General features: G+C 32.0%; 15 protein-coding genes. 4 read left to right on the forward strand and 11 right to left on the reverse strand.

The genetic code is table 11. The annotated features are described in order from the left end of the window. Positions 1 to 115: 115 nt before the first annotated feature. A complete protein-coding gene (locus GBO31_RS13165) occupies positions 116 to 814 on the reverse strand; it encodes a LytR/AlgR family response regulator transcription factor (RefSeq protein WP_219008822.1) in 699 nt (232 codons plus the stop codon). Next, complete coding sequence (locus GBO31_RS13170) at positions 811 to 1,827, reverse strand: sensor histidine kinase (protein WP_246615865.1); 1,017 nt, start codon at positions 1,825 to 1,827, stop codon at positions 811 to 813. The genes GBO31_RS13165 and GBO31_RS13170 overlap by 4 nt, the downstream gene beginning before the upstream one ends. A gap of 217 nt (positions 1,828 to 2,044) precedes the next feature. On the opposite strand from GBO31_RS13170, the gene GBO31_RS13175 reads away from it, so the two are divergent. Next, on the forward strand, positions 2,045 to 4,408 hold the full coding sequence (locus GBO31_RS13175) for a TonB-dependent receptor domain-containing protein (protein WP_219008823.1): 2,364 nt from the start codon (positions 2,045 to 2,047) through the stop codon (positions 4,406 to 4,408). Between the two features lie 25 nt (positions 4,409 to 4,433). On the opposite strand, the gene GBO31_RS13180 is transcribed toward GBO31_RS13175, so the two are convergent. The 5 genes from GBO31_RS13180 to GBO31_RS13200 form a co-directional block, all read right to left on the reverse strand. Beyond that, entirely contained in the window at positions 4,434 to 5,528 is a 1,095-nt protein-coding gene (locus GBO31_RS13180; RefSeq protein ID WP_219008824.1) for a serine hydrolase domain-containing protein, read from the reverse strand. Between the two features lie 51 nt (positions 5,529 to 5,579). After that, the gene (locus GBO31_RS13185; protein ID WP_219008825.1) at positions 5,580 to 6,440 is read right to left on the reverse strand and encodes an MORN repeat-containing protein; all 861 of its coding nucleotides are present in this window, start codon (positions 6,438 to 6,440) and stop codon (positions 5,580 to 5,582) included. Between the two features lie 29 nt (positions 6,441 to 6,469). Beyond that, entirely contained in the window at positions 6,470 to 7,288 is an 819-nt protein-coding gene (locus tag GBO31_RS13190; RefSeq protein ID WP_246615866.1) for a DUF2490 domain-containing protein, read from the reverse strand. After that, positions 7,289 to 9,214 carry a hypothetical protein gene (locus GBO31_RS13195; protein WP_219008826.1) on the reverse strand — a complete coding sequence of 642 codons (1,926 nt, stop codon included), beginning with the start codon at positions 9,212 to 9,214 and terminating at the stop codon, positions 7,289 to 7,291. A gap of 140 nt (positions 9,215 to 9,354) precedes the next feature. Beyond that, positions 9,355 to 11,388, reverse strand: coding sequence for a sensor histidine kinase (locus GBO31_RS13200; RefSeq protein WP_219008827.1), 2,034 nt, complete (start codon positions 11,386 to 11,388; stop codon positions 9,355 to 9,357). 114 nt (positions 11,389 to 11,502) lie between these two features. Here GBO31_RS13200 and GBO31_RS13205 point away from each other — a divergent pair, with 114 nt between their 5' ends. The 3 genes from GBO31_RS13205 to GBO31_RS13215 all read left to right on the forward strand — a co-directional run bounded on the left by GBO31_RS13205 (position 11,503) and on the right by GBO31_RS13215 (position 15,197). Further along, positions 11,503 to 12,363, forward strand: coding sequence for a hypothetical protein (locus GBO31_RS13205; RefSeq protein ID WP_219008828.1), 861 nt, complete (start codon positions 11,503 to 11,505; stop codon positions 12,361 to 12,363). A gap of 13 nt (positions 12,364 to 12,376) precedes the next feature. Next, positions 12,377 to 14,614, forward strand: coding sequence for an NAD(P)-binding protein (locus GBO31_RS13210; RefSeq protein ID WP_219008829.1), 2,238 nt, complete (start codon positions 12,377 to 12,379; stop codon positions 14,612 to 14,614). A 79-nt stretch (positions 14,615 to 14,693) separates the two neighbouring features. Beyond that, positions 14,694 to 15,197: a hypothetical protein gene (locus tag GBO31_RS13215; RefSeq protein WP_219008830.1), complete on the forward strand. Its 504-nt coding sequence runs from the start codon at positions 14,694 to 14,696 to the stop codon at positions 15,195 to 15,197. Between the two features lie 8 nt (positions 15,198 to 15,205). Here the strand turns inward: GBO31_RS13215 and GBO31_RS13220 are convergent, their stop codons facing one another. The 4 genes from GBO31_RS13220 to GBO31_RS13235 all read right to left on the reverse strand — a co-directional run bounded on the left by GBO31_RS13220 (position 15,206) and on the right by GBO31_RS13235 (position 21,386). Then, complete coding sequence (locus GBO31_RS13220; protein ID WP_219008831.1) at positions 15,206 to 16,120, reverse strand: helix-turn-helix domain-containing protein; 915 nt, start codon at positions 16,118 to 16,120, stop codon at positions 15,206 to 15,208. A gap of 212 nt (positions 16,121 to 16,332) precedes the next feature. Further along, positions 16,333 to 17,436 (reverse strand): type 1 glutamine amidotransferase domain-containing protein, encoded by a 1,104-nt coding sequence (locus GBO31_RS13225; protein WP_219008832.1) that lies wholly within the window; start codon positions 17,434 to 17,436, stop codon positions 16,333 to 16,335. Positions 17,437 to 17,545: 109 nt separating this feature from the next. Continuing rightward, a complete protein-coding gene (locus GBO31_RS13230; protein WP_219008833.1) occupies positions 17,546 to 19,522 on the reverse strand; it encodes a hypothetical protein in 1,977 nt (658 codons plus the stop codon). A 478-nt stretch (positions 19,523 to 20,000) separates the two neighbouring features. Beyond that, positions 20,001 to 21,386: a vanadium-dependent haloperoxidase gene (locus GBO31_RS13235; RefSeq protein ID WP_219008834.1), complete on the reverse strand. Its 1,386-nt coding sequence runs from the start codon at positions 21,384 to 21,386 to the stop codon at positions 20,001 to 20,003. Positions 21,387 to 21,727 lie beyond the last annotated feature (341 nt).

The following is a 21,727-nucleotide window of genomic DNA, read 5'->3' on the forward strand; positions in this document are numbered from 1 at the left end:
ACTAGGCATTAGATTTGTTATCAAATCAAGGATTTTTACTGAAGAAGAAATAGCAGATCTCCATCCTGTGCATTGAATGGTATTAGGATTTTTGATTTGTATCTATAATAGCGTATTACAGAATGTTTTTTACAAAATTGTCTTTATACGCTCTACCTAACGGGATCACTTTTTGATGGGATAAATATATTTGGTTGCCAGAAACTCTTTCTATTCTCGAAGTATTGATAATATAGGATTTGTGTACTCTCATAAACTTAGAAGAAGGTAAAAACTCTTCCCAATGACGCAATGTTTCTGAAGATAATAGTTTCTTGCTATTTATGTGGATTTCTGTATAATCTGAATCTGATACTATATAAATAATTTCTTCAAGTACTATTCGTACATGATCAAAACCAACCTTTATATAAATATCTTGCAGTTCTTCAGACTCATTTTTTTGATCGGAAATTACAAGAGTATCTTTTTTAGTATCGACTTTAGAAATTGCTTTTACAAATCTTTGAAAAGAAAATGGTTTTAATAGATAATCAACTACATCAAATTCATAACTTTCTAGAGCATAATCCGGGAAAGCTGTGGTAAGAATTATTTGTGGTGGATTCGATAGCGTTTTTAAAAAATCAATACCTGAAATTTTAGGTAAGTGAATATCCAAAAAAATAATAGCTATTGTAGTAGATTTTAGTAATACTATTGCTTCAATAGCATCAGTGAACGTACCCACTAGTTCTAGAGTACCCAAATCTTCAATGTACTTCTTTAAGATACGCTGAGCAGGTAATTGATCCTCTATAATGATACACTTCATATCTCTTTTTGTTTTTTGAGATCAATCATTAATTCTACTTGATAGATACCATTATCACTAGTTACTTCTAATGTATGCGCGTTTGGATATATGATCATTAATCGTTTTCTCACATTTTTTAAACCAATACCACTATCTAAATTACTGATATTTGTTTGAGTCTTGAAAGTATTAGAGCATTTAAAATGTAATATTCCATCATTAGTAACCTTCACATTGGAATTAATTTGGATACCATCAGTTTGACTTGAGCTACCATGCTTAAATGCATTTTCTAGAAAGACTACCAATATCAATGGGGCAATCCTAAAATTTGATTGTGCAATTTCTTTTGTAAACGTAACGCTGCCACGTCCTTCAATTTGCAAACGACCAAGATTAATAAAGTTTTCTAACTGTTCTAACTCTTTAGAAAGGGAAACATAAGTTACTTTACATTCATAAAGCATATATCTAAGTACTCCTGATAATTCTAAGATAATCTCAGGTGTTCTTGGAGATTTTTCAATGGCATATGAATATAAATTATTCAAATTATTGAATAAAAAATGTGGATTAATCTGAGATTTTAGGAATTGAAGTTCACTCTCTTTTACAGAGTCTTTCAATTCTTTAACTTCTTTTTGTTTGATGAGTGCGTCCCATCCAAATTTAAACCCTGCTAATATGGATAAGGTTGGTAATGTTCCAATTAGATTGAAGGCTATCCCTAAGAATTTTTTACCTCGAGTATTTGGAAAATAAATCTTCTCCAAAATTGCCTCTTCCACAAAAATGACGCAAGCTACCACCACGCTAACATATACTGCAAACTTCAAATAAGAGCCAGGATACAAAAATTTTGGTAACAATATGTAATTGATGATCAATCCTGCGATAACATAGTTTAGAAAAAATATATATTGATAAAACTGTATTTCTGGATTGCGACGATCAAATGAATAAAAGGTAAACACTACAATATGTAGTATCACCTGAAACCAAACCTCTTTATTTAGAAGTATTTTTCTCATAATATTCATATACCAGCCTAACAAATATAGCTTTTTGTAACGCCAACATAAGTGTTTTATCACTAACCTAGTTAAAAAATACTGCAAACAACAGATCTATACAGGTAAATGACTTCGCTGTCGTTTATAGTATTGTAATAGTTGTTTACCAGAATATATTTTTAGAAATTTTTCTTTCTGCTTTTCTTTGATAAAATAATTGCAATAAGATTTGAAAATGAAAACACATTTTGCTTTAGTATTTATCATATGCACACTTAATGTTTGGTGTCAAACTAAAGAAATTCAAGTAAGCGGATTATTGATAGAAGCGGAAACTAGTCAACCTATACCCTACGCAACCGTAACTTTGAATAATAAAAACACAAAATCAACAATAACTGGCGCAATTACAAATGATGCTGGAATTTTTGATTTAAAAACCACAATTCAAGATTTTTATTTAGAAATCAGTTTTATTGGATTTAAAACGATCCAATTAAAAGATTTTACAATGACCAATAACAAGGTAGATGTTGGTACTGTAAAACTATATCAAGATAGTGAAACCTTAGATGAAGTGGTAGTAAGAGGTGAAGTATCCAAAACTGAATTCAAATTAGATAAACGTGTTTTCAATGTTGGAAAAGATCTAAGTACCGCAGGAGCAAGTGCTTTGGAAGTATTGAATAATGTACCATCAGTAAATGTAAATATAGAAGGAGAGATTAGTTTAAGAGGAAGTGGTGGAGTTCAGATTTTAATTAATGGAAAACCTTCTGTTTTGGCAGATGAGTCTAGCAATGCTTTGGGAACTATTACTGCTGATATGATTCAAAGTATTGAAGTAATTACCAATCCTTCTGCTAAATATGAAGCTTCAGGAACATCAGGAATTTTGAATATTATTTTAAAGAAAGAGGAAAAAAAGGGTTGGAATGGATCTATTTCTCTCAATACAGGTATTCCCGATAATCACAATGTAGGAGTTAGTTTAAATCGTAGAACCGAAAAATTCAACCTCTTTACTCAAATGGGAGCTGGTTATCGCTCCTTACCAAGAGAAAATGAAGCTATCAACAGAAACTTGGAAAATAATGAAGTGATTTTTAGTGATGGAGAAAACTTTAGAAATGAAACCTTCTTTAATCTAACATTAGGAACCGATTATCATTTGAACAAATATAATGTATTGACACTCTCTGGTAATTTTGCTTATGAAATCGAAGATCAACCATCAGAGACTAATTTTAGTTTTTTTGACACCAATAATGAACTCGTATCGAGATGGATACGTAATGAAGATACAGAAGCAACCAATCCAAAATGGCAATATGAATTTAACTGGAAAAAAGAATTTAAGAATAACAAGGATCATACGTTTCAGTTAAGTGCTTTGGGAAGTTTTTTTGGGAAAGACCAGTCTTCTTTATTTACTGATACTACGCTTGAAGGCGAAGATGTAGACAATAACCAACGTACATCTACTACTTTTCAACAAGCTGATTTCACCTTTAAAGCAGACTATACCAATCCAATAACTAAGGAATATACTATTGAAACTGGTGCGCAATACGTAATCAATGATGTTGGTAATGATTTTCAAGTAGAAGATTTTATCAATGGAGCTTATGTAATTAATGAAAATCTAACCAATGATTTTGAATGGAATCAGAAAGTACTGGGTGTATATGGCACATTGGCATATGAAAATGATATTTGGGGTATAAAAGCCGGAATGAGAGTAGAAAACACTGATTTAGAAACTTTACTAGCTAATACAAATGAAAGCAACTCTAGAAACTTCACTAATTTCTTTCCTAGTTTTCATACTTCATATACTTTTAGTGAAAAGTTTTCATTACAAGCAGGTTACTCCAAACGTATCTTTAGACCACGTCTTTGGGATTTAAATCCGTTTTTCAATATTAGAAATAACTTTAATATAAGAACCGGTAATCCAGATTTACAACCTGAGTTTAYAGACTCTTACGAGTTAACAAGTATTTACAAAATTGGGAAAGCAAGTATGAGTTCGAGTCTATATCATCGATATACTACTGATGTTGTAGAAAGAGTATCTACTTTTATTGATAATGTGAATTTTTCTACTCCAGAAAATATAGGAACCAATTCATCTATAGGTTTTGAGACGAATGGAAAATATAGCCCCACAAAATGGTTGACTTTTACAGGTGACTTTAATTTCAATTATTTTGATCGCAAAGGTACTTTTGAAGGGCAAGTATTTGATTTTACTGGAAATCAGTGGTCAACTAGATTAGGTTCAAAAATTGGCCTTCCTGCTGATATTGATTTAGAACTTAATGGTAATTATCGATCTGGCTTTGAAACAGTTCAAGGAAAACAAAGTGGTTTTGCTTTCCTTGATTTAGGTCTTCGAAAAAAAATACTAAAAGGTAAAATTGTAGCAAACCTAGGTATAAGAGATGTTTTTGCCTCTAGAATTCAGGAACGTTTTGTAAATCAACCTACTTTTGAAACATATAATTTTGGAAGAAGAGGACGCTTTTTCACTTTTGGATTAAGTTATGCTTTTGGTAAAGGAGAAGCGATTACATATTCGGGAAGAAGAAGATAGATTTATAGATAAATCTTGCGCTCATCTAATAACTATCTAGATCTAAATAATCCCATAATTTTTCACCCAATTTTTCTCCAAACATCGAATTGGTAAATAACACATAACCCCATTTTTTTTCAATGTCCATCATATACCAACATGTAAAACCATCATTAGAACCACCATGGAAAAAGCTGTCTTTATAAAGACCATCTGCTGTAATAAAACCTAAACTATAAAGAATTTTTGTTCCATTAGATAAAGTAGTTACTGTAGAATGTGGTTTAAGCAGTTCTAGATAACTCTCTTCTTTTAATATCTCCTGATTCATAACAGCAATCATCCATTTAGAGAAATCTAAAGGTTCTGTGCGAATAGATGCTGGTGCTACAAATATGCCTTTATCTTTCAAATACCAATAATCTTTTTTCCAATCGATCCATTTACCTGCTTTATTGTAGGGTTCTGCTTTGTTTTTTAGTGCATATACGTCTTCAATAAAAGTAGTGTGTTGTAATCCTAAAGGTTTAGCTATTCTTTGTTGAAATATTTCTTCTAAACCATTCCAATCCGTATTTTCTATTTGTTTTAACACCATTGCTAAGTATTGATATCCTTCTCCAGAATATCCATAATCTGTATCAGGATCAAACTTTATTCTTAATTTTTTACCTTCTTCATTTTCTCTCCAATTTGGAAATCCTGATCTGTGACTCAACACCATGCGTGCTGTTATTTTTTTGTAGCGCTCATCATGTGCGATATCATCATATGGTAAATACGTGTATAATGGTTTATCTAACGCTAATTTTCCTTCTTCTACAAAAGTCATTACAAATGTTGCAAAAACAGACTTTGACATCGAAGCACCTTCGAAAATTGTTGTTTTAGTTACAGGAAGTTTTTTCTCAATATTTGCATAACCATAAACTTGATGGTAGGACACTTTTGCTTCGTTAATAATAGCTATGGAAAGTCCAGGAATTTTTAAGGAATCCATTTGGGACACTAAAAAAGAATCTAAAATTTCTGTTTTTACAATAACATCTTTTAGATTTTTGATACTCTCTTGAGAATAACATAATGATAAGCCAAACAACATAAATGTTGCCAGGCATAGTAAAATATTTCTACTCATTGTTTTTTGATTTTTGATTTGATGAATGTTTATTTAATAATTACATAAGCTTTACTTTTTATTTTTATCTTCTTTTACCAGTTTATCATTTTCCCAAACACCTTCGGTGATCACCTTATTATTTTTTCCATAAAAAATACCCTTTCCATTCCTCTGGTCATCTTTCCATTGTCCTACATACTTTTCTCCATTAGGCCATGCATAAGTTCCATTACCATTACGGCGATCATTTAAATATTGTCCTACATATGATTGCCCATCAGTCCAATAAAATGCTCCTTCTCCATGTCTTAAATTCTCTTTCCATTCTCCTTCATAGCGACTTCCTGTATCAAAAAAAGCAATTCCATATCCACTTGCTTTTTCATTTTTTACCTGACCTACATAATGAACTTTATGTTTTTTTCTATTCGTAAATGTTAGGTATTCACCGTATGATTTTTTTTGTTGTTTCTTTTTCATTCGGTTAAGCTGTGCTTTTACTTTAGCTAACACAAAACTTAATGAATCATATTTTCGTATTTCATTTGGAGCAACAGTACTGGTTACTATTTTTGATTCTAATTCCTCTTCTAAAGAGGAAGAATCTTGTACTATGTTCAATTCTGAAAGTTCCAGAAATCGCTGAGCTATTTGTACTCTTAACTTGATAGGAACATTTTCTTCAGTAACGGTCATTTTTTGTTTATATGCCTTTAAAGCGGAAGCGTATTTTCCTTTTATAAGTAAAGAATCGATTTTTAATAAATCATTTCGAGAATCGATTTGTTCAATGATTTGAGTTTCATTTTGCTGAGTCTCGTTTAATTCCTTATGCAATCTTCGCTCCTTAAATTTTCCACTTACGGCAACTCCAATAGCAATAAGTAATAAACCGTATAAAACTAATGTTGTTTTTTTTAATTTCATCATCTAGAAACTTATATTCATAATTCTAAGCATTAATCATCAAGATGTATTGCAGGTAGTTTATTTTTTACTTTTCTAAAATCTGGTGAAAAATATAGATGTAGTCTAGCTGTCCAATTTTGTTTAAAAACGGTTCCGTCACTCAACGTTTGTCCTTGCGAATACATAATTCCAGCTGCTACGGTCATTCTGGGCGTAAGAATATAACCAAATGAAGCGTGTAATCTTAGATCTTCAAAAGGACTTCCTACTACTGGTTTTCCACTTTGCATAATTAATTCTGCTTCTGGAGAAACATAAAATGTTTTCGGAGCTAAAGTAGCAGAGTTAAGTGGAATTTTAGCTTTAAACATGTATCTCCATCTATTTCGAAAATCATACTTACTACCTTCTGCAAAATCCTGTGTCCAGCGATGTTCAATACGTATACGGTGATAAAACATCATGTTAGATAGTGGCATTGCAAACATATATTGATGCCATATTCTCCATTCCGGAACTAGATTTCGATCTGGAGATGAAGGATCTGTATTAAAGTTAAGTCTTAATACTCCTCCTAAACTAAAATTAAACTTTTTAGAATATATATATCCTATAGCATGTCTGTTATAGATTTGTGCAACTTGACCCACAAAAGGAGTTTCTTCTGTTTCTTCAAATCTAAAATGAGTTTGTGCTACCCAGAAAAAACGTTTAGCAATTCTAATATTTCCATAGGTATTAATCCACAACTTTGTAACAGGATCTTTAAATTCTGATTCTGTAGCAGGTTCGTCTTGTGCTTGGATATCTGTAATTGGATACATCCATAATAGCATAAAAACTAAGTATGTACACAAGTTTTTTATCATTTATTCCTGCTCTTTATTATTGGGAGATACCTGAAAAAGTTGAAGAATTACTAAAGGATCTTTTTCCCTTCTAAGTTTTCGCTCTAGTTTTCTTGTATTCTCTTCTCTCATCTCCAGCATTCGTTGATGCGTATTATATACGGTTTGTATCCATATTATGGAATCATCGCAACTTATTTCTTGCTCTACCATTTGAAGGAAATAAGGTATCAGAATCTGCTCATAAGCTTGTGTAATTCTTTTTTTAACTATTTCATTCATTACAGTAGCTGTAAACGGATTCCATACAGCATCTTGATATTTTTCCTTTATTTCATTTTGCTGTTCGGGTAACTTTATAATCGTTTCTCCAATATTATCCAATGCATCAAAACATACTACTAATTCTTTAGCATACTCTAATTTTTGATCAACGTCACTTAATGCCGCATACTTATTGAGCTTTTTCTGAGCATTCTCTTTAATTGTGCCCAATGTTTTTACATATATTTCAGGCACCGTATCTTTTTGAAAAGATTTCTCTACAACAGCTAAATACTCCAACTGAGAAATCATCTTTTTTTCCAGCTCAATAGCTTTTTGTTCTCTCCTTTGTTTGCTAACTTTTTTATCTAACTCTTTTTGAATCGCCACTAAATACTCAAGAGTTTCTTTAGAAAGTTTTTCTATTTCAAAGAAGACATTGGACTTATTCTGAGTAGATATATTTATTTTAGGCTCGGTTTTTAACCCACTAATTGTAGGAATACCTTCTAACCATACCTTGTCTACGATTTCTTTTCGGGATATGAATGATAAGATGGAATCATTTTTATAAGCACTGATTTTTTGGATAGGATCCAGAATCTTTTCAGAAATAGCATCAACTGAATCTAGTAACAATCGTACCTTCTTATCTGATAATTTAAGAATAGCAAGTTGTGTATCTTGCTGTAAATCAGCACTTATTTTTTTAGACTTCTGATTCCAAAATTCTAAAGAATCTATACTCTTCTTTTCTGAAATATTTAATGGGAAATATGGAACTCTAACTTGAAATTTTGGTGCAAAAGTAACAGGATTAATATCAGATAGAATAGTATCTATACTTTTATAATATCTGTCATTTTGATCAAGCAACATAAGGATACTACTATTCGTTATTTCTGGGGTTTCCTTTGGTTTTAACTTTAATTTTAAAATATCCAGGTATCTTTTATCAAGTGTAATAGTTTTTGTCTGGCTTTGAATATCATTAAAAATGATAATTTCACTTGAATTCCCTCGTTTATTGATACGAATACGTTCTAGCACACCTTCATTAAAGTTCCAGGCTTCTGCTTCATCAACTTCTTGATCCGAATATAATGTCCATCGATCATGGGCTAAACCATTTCTTAAAAAACGTCCTACTAATTCTTGATCTTGATCTTCAATGCGAAAACTTTTTTGCGGAATTCCTTTTTCAAATTCTATTGAACTTTTAAAAGTGACTTTATCAACTTTTGAATCTATAATCTCTTGTACAACATAGCTCCAAGTTCCATTAGGATATCCCTCAATAAATTCACCATTCACTACACGTTGTTTTCCACTAACATTTACTACATACTGATAATCTTCAAGTTTACTCTTTTTATTAGATTGAAATGAATTAAATCGAAACGTCCACGATCCATTAGGAAGATTGTTCTCAAAATTACCTTTAATTAAAAAAGAAGTGTCCTTCTTTTCTAATAACGCCTGTAAATTCGAACTTTGAAACTGAAACATACCATCCAAAATGGTATCATTCTCTGTAAAAGTATAAGTGTAGTTTGCTTCGCCGATATATTTACCGATCTTATATTTTCCGGTAAAGGTATCTTTCTCTTGACTAAAAGTAACGAGAGGAATGTTTAGAAAGATTCCTATAATCCAAATGTATAGTAGGTTATTGTGGCTCATAAAATAGTCGCTTCTATAAAAGTAATTCATACCATGGAAAGCGATTTATTAACGGGTACAAAAATAACATAAAATTTAAGCTAGCAATGTTTTAAGAGTTTTTATACTACTCTAATCTATAAAGCGTAAAGATCAAATTACTATCCGTCGACTTTCTGTAGTTTATCTTTAGCATCAAGAGTAATAATAAATTGCGTTCCTTCACCAAGTGTACTTTCACAATGTATGGTTCCTTTCATCGCTTCGACATATTTTTTTACAATGGATAATCCTAGCCCTGTAGAAGATTCTCCAGCTGTTGGTTGCGCAGTGAGTTTTTGAAATTTCCCAAAAAGTTTCTTTTGATCATCTTCGCTAATCCCAGGACCATTATCCTCTACTATAACCCTTGTTTTATGAGTATCAGAATGAACTCTTAATACAACTTTGCTTTCAGTATTTGAGAATTTGATAGCATTAGATAATAAGTTTTCCAACACCTGAATCATATAATTCTTATCGATTTCTACCAAGTGCATTCCCATTTCCGCCTCTACTCCTATCTCAATATTTTTTTCTTTAGCAATTAGATCAAAACACTTCGCTACATACTCAACCAATTCAACAATATCTAATGTTTCATTCACTAATTTGATTTTTTTCGTCTCGAGAGCTTGCGTATCCAAGATACGTCCTATCATATCCGTAAGACGATCCACAGAACTATTAATTGCGTTCAAATACGTTTCCTGATCCCCGGTAAGCTTCATATTAGGTATATCCAACAACCAAATAGACCCTTTCATTTGGTGTAAGGGAGTTCTAAGATCATGCGCAACCATGCTCACTAGCATGTCTTTTTCTTTATTAAGGTCTACTAATTCTTTATTACGAAGTGCAACAACAGCAGTTCGTTCTTCTACTTTACGTTCTAATATAATATTCTGTTCTTGAATTAGCTTTTCATTTTCTTTAGCTGAAATCAGGGCTTCTAACTGAGCATCTTCCTTTTGCTTTTTATACATATTGATCCGATCACCCAAAGCAAATGAAAGCAATAATACTTCAAAGGCCGAACCAATCTGCATAGGATTTAAATACTTCATTACTGGAATCATATCTAAAGATTCAAAAATAGTGAAGCAGATCCCTACTATCAACGCACCCCAAGCTAACAAATAGTAAATAGCAGGGCGAAATCCTTTTAATTTAAAGCGTATCCCTAAAACCAGAAAATATGCAGCCATCGCCAAAAGTCCAACTTGCGAAAGTTTCAGACCTTCTATTTTGAATCCTACAATTACCAAAGCACACACCAAAAAACCTACTATCAGAAAGATCATAGATATTTTATGTAAACGAGAACCTGATTCTTTGGTATTTAAAAATTGTTGTGTAAACAAAGTTGCAGTGATCATTGTTAATCCAGCACTGATCACAACAAATTTGTTAATGATTGGATAATCCGACCAAAAATATTCAAAGAAATATCCAAATACAGAGGCTCCAAACCATGTAACAATTACTACATATGCGATATAATACAAATAAATTCTTTCTCTTATGGATATGTATAAAAACAAGTTATAAAGAAATATCAAGAGCATGAATCCGAAATAAATTCCTTGAACGAAATCTAAATCGTGTGTATAGGCTACAAAATTAGAAAGTGTACCGACACGTAATAAAAAGAATAATGGTTGATCACATTTTACTCTTAGGTAAAACGTCCTTGTGGTACCTGGATCAAAATCGAGTTCAAATAAATAATTACCTATTTCAACTTCTCTTGTATCAAAAGGTAAGTCATCTCCTGTATGTCTTGTAGATATTAATTGACCAGAACTGTCATATTCATATAGTGATATGACATCTATAAAAGCAGAACCAACATTCAAATAAAAATTATCGGACACTTCCTTCTTTATATCAAATTTTAACCAATAGGCAGATGCAGTACTAGAAAAATTTATTGTTTCCTTAGTATTGGTTTGAAAATTTGACATCATTTTATCACTTATGATATCATCAATAGTAAGATTTAAAGATGCGTCTTCCAGGTATTGGGTTTGTAACCCAATATCCTTTAATTCGGATGTATTATCTAATAATACAGTGGTTTGCCCCTCAAGATCAAGTGGCAATAGTAGTATTAATAAAAATATTCCTAAATAATATTTGAGATAACTTGCCATTTGGAATGGTTAATATAGGGAATTTTTAAGTAAAATGTTAATGGAAATAACGAAAATAATTATTGTTTTTAACAATTTTACTTGTATGTTTATGAAGCTTTTTTTTGCGAATATATGAACAAACTAGAAATACTAAAGAAAAACGCCCAAACTATTGTAGATGGTGTTTCTAACGATCCAGAAGGTCGTTATCAACTACGTTATGATTTTTATCAAAAATATGGAGATCCATTTGTAAAAGGACGTGAAGGATTAGGGAATTCTGAATTAGCTTTTATCAAATGGGAAATAAAAAGAGGTACTCTTAATCCAATAGATGGTAAACAACCAGGAAGTCCTTGGTGGAGAGAGGTAAATAGTTATTTCTTATATCTTGCCACCTTAGCTCAACTAATTAAAGAATCTGGTGATACATTTGAAGATTTACCCGTTCCTGTACAATTCTGGTTGGACTATATAGAAACCCCAAATGAATGTTCATGGTATAGAGCACATAACTCCAGTATCATTGCAGGTTATGAAATTGCAGATACCATAGCATTCAAGGAAAATATCTACGAACAATATTTTATGAATATTGTGCTATACCGATTGTTGTATGCGCAATCGATGGTCGAAGGCGTAACTTTTGGAATCTTAGGAAAGATTTTTGGAAATCCACGTGGTTGTGCGGTTTCTTTAATAACGGATATTGAAGCCTTCTACCCTACTCATTATCCTCTATCAAAAGAAGATATTAAATATGTTACCCACAAGGCACACAACTTTTTCGGATTGGTAGAAATTGTATTCGATAAGATCTTTATACTACCTCATTTGGATGATCTATATAAAGAAGCGGCAACATGGAATAATTCACCAATAGTTACAAAATTTATCCATAATAATAAACCTATTTATCCTATAACAGAGAATGAATTAAACGCATCTCATTTCAATCAAGAATTTACAACCAAAGTAATCGATATTCCTTAAAACTAATAAACTAATGCAAAACACAGAATCATCTAAAAAGAAAATTGCCATTTTAGGTAGTGGTATGTCTTCATTAACTGCGGCTTATGAACTCAGTAGTTACGAAAACTGGCAGGATCATTATGAAATAACTATCTATCAAATGGGATGGCGCCTTGGAGGAAAAACAGCAACTGGAAGAGGCCCTAATGAACGAATTCAGGAACATGGTATTCATATTGCGCAAGGATGGTATGAAAACGCTTTTCGACTTATTCAAGATTCTTATAAAGAGTGCGAGAAACATAATTTAATGCCAGATAGTCCTTTTAAATCATGGGATGAAGCATTTGATCGTGAAGATACTACCCTTTTAACGCACTTTGATCCAAAGACAAATCAATGGATCAAAAAGAACATTATTTTTCCCTCTAATGAATATATTCCTGGTCAAGGTGGCCCTTTACCATTTTCGGCCATTGTAAAAAAAGCTATCGGACTTGTAGCAGAAATTTTATTTGGAACTGACCCTAATAAAGATAGTATAATAGCTAAAGCATCCGAATCTATTGAAGATCTGAAAGCTCCAGAACATCATACACTTTGGTCTGATTTTAAATCGAAGTTTGAAACGTTTGTTAAAGACAAGGTTTTTAAACATGAAGGCGAAAAGTTATTACATTATGTATCTGGATTAGTAGATAATTTGGTAAATGAAGAACATGAACATGCCGCCAGAAAAGATCATCATTCGATCATCAATGAAATATTACATACACTTTCTAAATGGGTATCGAAGCTTATTGATGCTATAGCAGATCATAATGAATATTTCTATTGGTTAGCAGTATTTGTGGAGTTTGGTTTAGTCAATATGAAAGGAACATTTGCTGATGTTTACAATCCGGAAACTCATGAATTAGATTATGAAAAGATTAATGATCTGGATTATCGTGAGTGGTTAAAAAATCATGGTGCTAGTGAACGTCTATTAAGTTCTGCTATGGTTAGATTCCTATATACTGGAACTTTCCATAACCTTACAGGAGCGGACCAACAAGGTAGTTTGGCAGCTGGTGTTGGACTTCATTTCCTAACCAATTCTGCTGGATACAAGGGATCATTTGTTTGGAAATTTAAAGCAGGAACAGCGGATACAATGATTACACCAATATATTTGGTTCTAAAAAATAGAGGTGTAAACTTTAAATTTTTCCATAAAGTAGAACAAGTTCATTATTCGGATACTGGAGAAATAGAAAAAATATCTATGGCAGAACAGGTTACGCTAAAAGATGGCACCTATAACCCAACGTATAAATTAAAAGGTATTGATGTTTGGCCTGGAGAACCTTTATATGATCAAATAGATGACGAGCAAGCTAAGGCACTAAAAGATGGAAAGTTTGATTTGGAAGAATCATGGTGTGGATGGAAAAATGTAAAACAACTTTCTTTAGAAAAAGGAAAAGATTTTGATTATACTGTATTAGGAATTCCTATTGATGTATTAGGTGGAAATGAAGGTATTTGTAAGGAAATCATTGCGAATAATGAAGCTTGGAATAAAATGTATACGAATGTAAAAAGTATTCCAACAATGTCAATGCAACTATGGATCACTCCTAATCTTAAAGAATTAGGGATGCATTTACCGGATTGGGGATTCCCTGAAGGAGCATTACCAAACTTGGTTACTTATGCCGATCCACAATATTCATTTATTGATATGTCGCAAGTACTACCTTTTGAAGATTGGGGTGATCATAAACCTGGAGTTTTAATATACTATACAGGTTCATTTTTGGATCCAGAGGTAATTCCACCATTTTCGGATCATAACTACCCACATGAGCAATTAGAGCGAATTATGCGTGTTTCAGAACAATGGCTAAGAGATAAAATGGGATGGTTCTTTAAAAATGCCACAACCTTAGAATATCCTGAGGGAATGAAATTTGATGTGATTCATGATTTTTCAAAAACTGCGAAAACAGATTATGCAAGATTAAAAACTCAATTTTTCCGCGCCAATGTAAACCCTACTGACAGATATACATTATCACTTCCTGGTTCTAATAAATACCGATTAAAAGCAGACGAATCTGGCTTTGATAACTTGATCATTACTGGAGATTGGATTAATTTTGGAGTAAATGTTGGTTATTATGAAGGAGCTATCGTTTCAGGACTACAAGCTGGACAAGTAGTTCGAAATAAACTCGGATTGGAAAGTGAAACTCCTATTTTCAGCGGTGTTACTATGAAATAATGAATAACAACTGTATATATATAAAAGTCGGTTATAATCTATAATCGACTTTTATTTTAAAACAACAAATAAAAGCTCTATGAAATACGAAATAACCGAAGAAGATCTTAAAAAAAGAAGTTATGGAGTATCATTTGATTTTCTGAATCAAGAGCTTATACTTCTTATTCAAAAAGAGAAAGAACGTAATAATCCTTTTTTAAGTGATATACATATTCAAAAACTGGAAAAACAAATTTTAAAAGGAATTAATTCTAAAATATATACTTTTTTCATCTTTGGAATTATATCATTTATATACGGTTTATTTATACTTCTAACATTTGAACCTAGAGTTGCAATTAATTTGTATACACAATTCCCTTTAATAGAAAATGGATCTATCCCAATAGTATTAGGAGTAGGATTAATAATAGGTTGTTACTATAGTTATACCAAAAGGAAAAGTGTCCTGACTTTTAAAGTAAAAACCAAAATTATTGAACATTTCAGGGAATTAAGAAAAGAGAAAACATTTACAGAAACTAATAAAGGAAAAGGATCTAACAAACAACCTAAGAGAAATAAAAGAAGAAAAAAATAATATATATGCTACTTTTTTCCTATAGACTCTCTATACTTTGAAGGTGTGATCCCTTCGAATTTTTTGAATGCTTGATTAAATGAAGACAAACTATTAAAACCTGCATCAAATGCTATTGATGAAATTGTGAACTTATTATTCATTGAATCAGAAAATAACCTTTTCGCTTCCTGGATACGATAGTAGTTGATATAGTCATTAAAATTTCTTTTAGCATATTGATTAATGATAGTAGAAGTTTGTTGCTTCGTTTTTTCTATCATCTGACTTAATTTCAACAAAGAGATGTCTTGATCAAGATATAATTTCTGATCAACCATAAGTTGAGAAATCTTATTAAATAAAGAAAGGCTATCATCTTCAGAAAAAACTTTTCCATCTATCTCTGCAACTTGTAATTGATATGCTTTATAACTTAAAAAGTAGATAACAATTGAATATACAATTGGTCCTACGATATAAGGTACAGCTCCATCTAAAATATTTAAAACGTAGGTAATCCAAATGATAAAACTTCCAATGATCAGGTAATATAACCAATGTAGTATTGCTTTTTGAGATTTTGTTTGAAACCTATACTGAGATTTCTTTAATCTCCTAACTAAGCGAAAACTAATAACTATATAGAAAATAAGGTGTAGATAGATAAAAATTAAACCGCTTCCAAAAACTACAATGGCAAGATTACTATTTTCATACCATTCTCTAGAAACGAAAAAACTAGCACCAAAAACGAAACAAAAGGGTAATAATTCTAGAAAATCATACGTATCTAATTTAAAATTGGGTATTGTCATTCCTAAAACATACCACCTTAAAAGCGGGCCAATAAGTAGCAGAAAGGCTAATCCAATAAAAATAAAAACGGGTTCTAAATTGTCTCCGAAATTTAACATTACCGATTTACCCACTCTAAAAGCCATAAAAACTAATATGAAACCTAATAGTAAATTCGGTAATGTCTTTTTCTTCTTTATAATTACTAGATAAAAAGCAAACAAGACCCCATGCAGAAGCCCTGCGCTGCTAATAATTATCAATAATATATCTAAAAAATTCAACAGTTTTTTTTCAAATGTACTTATATTTATGCTATTCAGGAACAAAAACTAGACGCATAAAAAGATCTTTTTGTTTAACTTTTTGTAGTTTTTGATTTCAAATAAGATGTAAGACTAGTGAGACTAAAAAACCTACCTATTTTACCTTGCATAGCTCCTATAATTCCATGTTTAGCAATCAATACTCTATCTATCTCCTTTTTTTCATTATCATACATTTGATCTACAAACTCTCTAGCTCTTTCAGCTCCTTCTTTATGATAGATTTTTAAAACCTGGACTGCATTTTCTTCTGCCGTAATTTCTCTATGTTTTGGCGTATAACCCAATTGATGCACCATTGTTTCTGCTAGTTTCCAGGTAGACCATGGATTTTGACCAGTAATCAAATTGTCATCATGACTAATTTGTTCTAAATACATGTCACCTTCCGTAAATTCTCCTCCTCTTTCTTCCAATTTATCTTGTAATAGAAAAGGAAAAATTTCTTTTGCATCTGAAATTAATAGTAATTCTTCTTCATTGGTAAAACTGGATACTTTTTTATTCTGTAGTAGAGGTTTTCCAGAATCTAAAGTCACATTCACCAATGCAGCAGGGCCATGACATACCGCACCGACCACTTTATTGGATTGGTGCAAATGTTTTATAATATTTTGAATACTTTGATTATTAGGAAAATCAAACATAGCTCCTTTTCCACCTGCAAAATATACAGCCTCATACATTTTTGGATCAATATGATCCACCACTATAGAATTTTTCACCTTATGCTGTGCAATGCTATCATTTAGAAATGCATAATCATAGACACCCATATCTTCTTTATCTATTATCACAGGTGGTTCTCCTCCTAAAGGACTGGCAATATCTACTTCAAAACCATTCGCTTGAAAAATATAGTACGCCCTAGCTAATTCTGTTAACTCATAACCAGTTTTTTTATCTGTGTCACCCATCATGTTAGTACTGGTAACTACAGTCAAAATTCTACCACGATTGGTGATGACGTTTTCAGATAAGTATGGTAAATCTGATACACGAGATGAAGTAATATCAATCTTATCTTCAGAAGATGGTATTAAACTCATAAACCACCAACCAAAAATAAAAAGTGATACAAAAACACCTCCTAAAACTAATGCTATCCATTTTATAATTCGAAATCGCTTAAACATAATCTTTATTTAAATTGATACTGCTAAATAATTGAAAATGTATAAGTAAAGCTGACGGAATGATCATTCCGTCAGAGTGAATTATAAATTAAAAGGTGTGATACGATACCTATTTTGTGGTAACAAATAATCCGCTAAATACTTTTTGATCTAAACGAATTCTATAAATGTACGGAGTCGCATGATTCAATGATATATCTTTAAGAGCTATTGTCATATCATTACCTGTTCCTTCTTTAACAAATAGTTCTGCTCCAACCATAGAATATAATTTAATTGATATTCTATTATAACTTTTTAAAGAGTTTACATTTATTGTACTAGAAGATATAATAATATTTACATCATTTTCTACATCTTCTTCATGCTCTGCAATATTTAAGGTCATATCGGGCACTTCGCCAAGTCCTGGACAAGGATAATTACTATTATTAGGGTCACTACWTGGTCTTAGTTCGTTCCAATAATTTCTCACTAAAGAAGGGAGTCTGTTAAACTCAACTTTTGTACCGTGTAATTCGGACATTCTACCATAGGTATTAGGATCTTGGTCATGAGCGATATATTGGTTAAAGTCATTTTCTTGTGGTCCCCATGTAACCATATACTTGGTACACTCAGATACTCCTGTAGAATATAGTTTAAATGGTTTACAGCTGTCTGATTCATCTGGATCTCTTGGTGCAACTGGATCAGGTAATGTCCATATACCTCCATCAAAACCAGGAATTCCATATCCGGAATAAACTCGATCTGACCATAACAACACTTCTTCATCTCCAGCAGCATATTTTAGCCAAGGCATTAGATGCTGCAAGAATGCATACCCGATAATGGGTCCGCCCGCAACACCCATATAATTTCTGTCTCTATTTTGAGAAGGATCGGGATGAATTCCACCCGCTGGCCCATCAATATAACCATATGGATCTGCTGCAGAACCTTGACTATCTATTTTGGGATACATACGAGAAAAATACCAATGGATATTTTCTAATCCTAAATCATCACCCCATATTGCCATTCCAGATTTCCCCATCTTAACCTGCGCATCTTCTTGAAAAAATCGTTTTTGTATTAAATCTTCATTAGAAGCAATACTTCTCACCTCTTCTAATAGGGCTACATCATCATACATTGCTGCAAAAAAGGTAATAGGCGGTTTCTTTCCTAAATGCTGTCCTGCACCTGATTGAAAAGGAATTCCCATTTTATATACAGCATAATTATCTATTCCCTTTTGAATTAATGAATATACAGCAGCTTTCTTTTCTTCTTCTGTTTCTACTCCAAACACTCCAGCTAAATCATCTAAAAAATCTTTAGCTTGATCAGCAGCATAAGGGGTTTGTGATGCATGAGGAATGGTAGCTCTATGAAATTCTCCCATCCCTTTATGGTATAAATCTATTTGAGGAACTAGCCAATGTTCATAACCTCTTGGACCTCCAATTGTTCCACTTGAACCATTGGTAGCCTGAGATAATGTTGGTAATCTATTCATTTTTACTTTGGTAACAGAATATAACGGTTTCCATGTACCGTGAAACGGAGGTCTAAATAATGTAGTTCCTCTATCAACTGGTATTTCTGAAAGAACGGTAAGTACCACAGCAGATTTAACACATCCACTGGTAATCGCACTTGTCCCGCATCCTGTTGTGGTACCAGCAATTTTGAATATAGACTCTCCTGCTTTAGCTTGATAAGGTAATTGATTCATAATGTTTAGACTTCCATCATAATGATCATAAGTATTAAGGATACTTTGTTTTTGGTCATCAAAAGCGATTAACTCTCCAGAACTATCTCTTAAGAGATCTGGATTTACTACCGCTCCATTAAACTCACCATTTGGTGTCATTTCGGTAATGGTTACGCTACCATTTGGAGAGTTAGGCCTTACCCAATAATCACCGGTTACAAACTGTCCATATTCACATGGACCACCATCACAATTTATAGAAAAAGAGAAATTGATACCATCTCTATTAATAGTTATATTATTGGTAGTTTGTCCTTGAATCAGAAATATTCCTGATAGTAAAAAGTTGGCTAATAAGAATTGAAATTGATAGGTTTTCATAGGTTAAAATGATTTGTTGATTTGTTTTTACAATAGTTTGAGGTTAAAAAAACTGGCTAATTATTGAAGTGTATTCAAATATGTAGTATTTGGAACAGTATTAAAGATGATACCATTACCCTATTTATGTTTTTCATGTGAGTTAAAAGTTGGTTTTAAAAGTCAATCCAAAACTATCCATTAAATGAAAAAAACATGTCACGGTTTTCAGTGAAAAATTCCCAAAATGTAGATATTAACATTTGATTATTACCTATCATGATTAACTCCCATATTAAATATCTATTAACCTGAAAATGTATTCATTATAAATCATTTTGAATAGTTTTCGATCAATTCTATTAATAATGTATGTCGTTATTATAATAAAAAAAGCTTCGTAATTTCTTACGAAGCCTGTAACAAAACTAATTGATAGTGAATATTAATTCTATAAAGGTAAACACTAAAAAATATTCATAGTTTTTTAAAACTTAATTTAGTTGGTATGAAGATTAAAATCATTAATTGCATCCGCAACCTCATACCCTAACCTCAATCCTTCTGTACAATCCATTCTAATATGCACTCCGAAAGGAACTCTTGAAAAGGCATTTTCTTCTGCCATTTCACTGAAAGATGAAAATTCTCTAGGAGTACTTCTAAATTCTGTTCTTCCTTCATGGCTGCGATCAGTAAAGCTGACAGTATCTCCAAAATGATCAATAAATATACCAGCTGCTGCTGAAGCAAAAGAAGAATGACCTGAAGGATACCCTGGAAAAGAAGGATTTGGCCAAAATATAAACCTATATAGATTCGTCTGATAATCCTCATCTATAAACTCATTGATATACACATTAGGACGCATTACCATATACTGATATTTATCTTCCCAAGTAGATACGCAAACATCATTTAATGAAAACCCTAGTTTTAGAAAAAGAGCCAAACATGCTTCAAATCCCATATCATCTTGTTCCATTAGTTGTATAGCAATTGATATTTGTCTTCCAGGAGGGCTCATCATTAAACCTTCGACATCATCAGACCAAAACTCAGAAATCCATAAATCTTCATTATCGTCAACTCTCGCTGCCGTACTTACCTCATATACTTCTAACATTTGATTATAATAAGCACTATTGTTTTGTTCACTATATGAAATAGGTGGAGGAATACTTGAAGTTTCTTCTGAAGAAATTACAAAAGTTCTCACCGAACCCCAATAAGGGAACCAAGCTCTTTCAGCATCAGCGCTATACGTCCAAAAACCATCACCAACTGGAGGTTCGTAAGAAAATGGCTGAGGATCTAAAATTTGTGTTTCTGCCTCTGTATCTGTTTGACTATAGGCGATTACTCGTTCGGCAACATAAGTTCCCCATTCAATAGAATTCTCAATTACATTTTCAGTTAAGCCTACAGAAAGTTCATTTTCTTTTGATTCTTTTAATTGATTTATTCCAGCTTTTATACTCGATTCTACATTGTACATAAAATGATCGAATACTAACGCATAGCAAGTACTTAAAGCCAAATCTAAATCAACATTATCGGCTCGCTCATTTGGATTTAAATTAAAATCACTTAATCTGTTCCGGTTGGAAGTATATCCATCCATATCCGCTACAGCAGTTTCATAAGCCGCTAAGTGGATATATGCCAACGCTCTAGCAGTAGCATTTGGACGCATCCCCGATGTATAGCGGTCTAATTCTAACCAAAGTTTATTCCAATCTGTAGAAAGTTTAGTGGTTTTATCCGATACGACAGAAGTATCAGGGTTGTCAATATTTACAAAATTATCATCATTTGCACATGATTGGGCTAATACTACAATGAATATTGCAACCAATAGTATCTTAACATTGTTACTTTTCATAGTTCTAAAATTAGGGTTAGACAAAATTGATGATTACTCATTTCTGAGTGAACATCTCTTTCTGAACATATTGGCGCCAAATGATGTAGWAAAGAGTAAAATTTATTCATAGATGTATATTAAATGATTACCATTATTTAGATGTAATAAATTGAAGTTCTAACAGATGCTTTATATAATTTTTTCCCGTTTGTAAAGAAACTATAAAATTTAAAAAAATCATCATATTAAACATCATAACTTTTTTCAAGTATGTATTTTTCATAGTTGCTACTTCTGAAATTACATATTAAATGACGAAAGAAAAACGTTTATGTTTAATTGATATTTTCGGTTTTCTA

Source organism: Aquimarina litoralis, assembly GCF_019295435.1.
Taxonomy (GTDB): Bacteria; Bacteroidota; Bacteroidia; order Flavobacteriales; family Flavobacteriaceae; genus Aquimarina; species Aquimarina litoralis_A.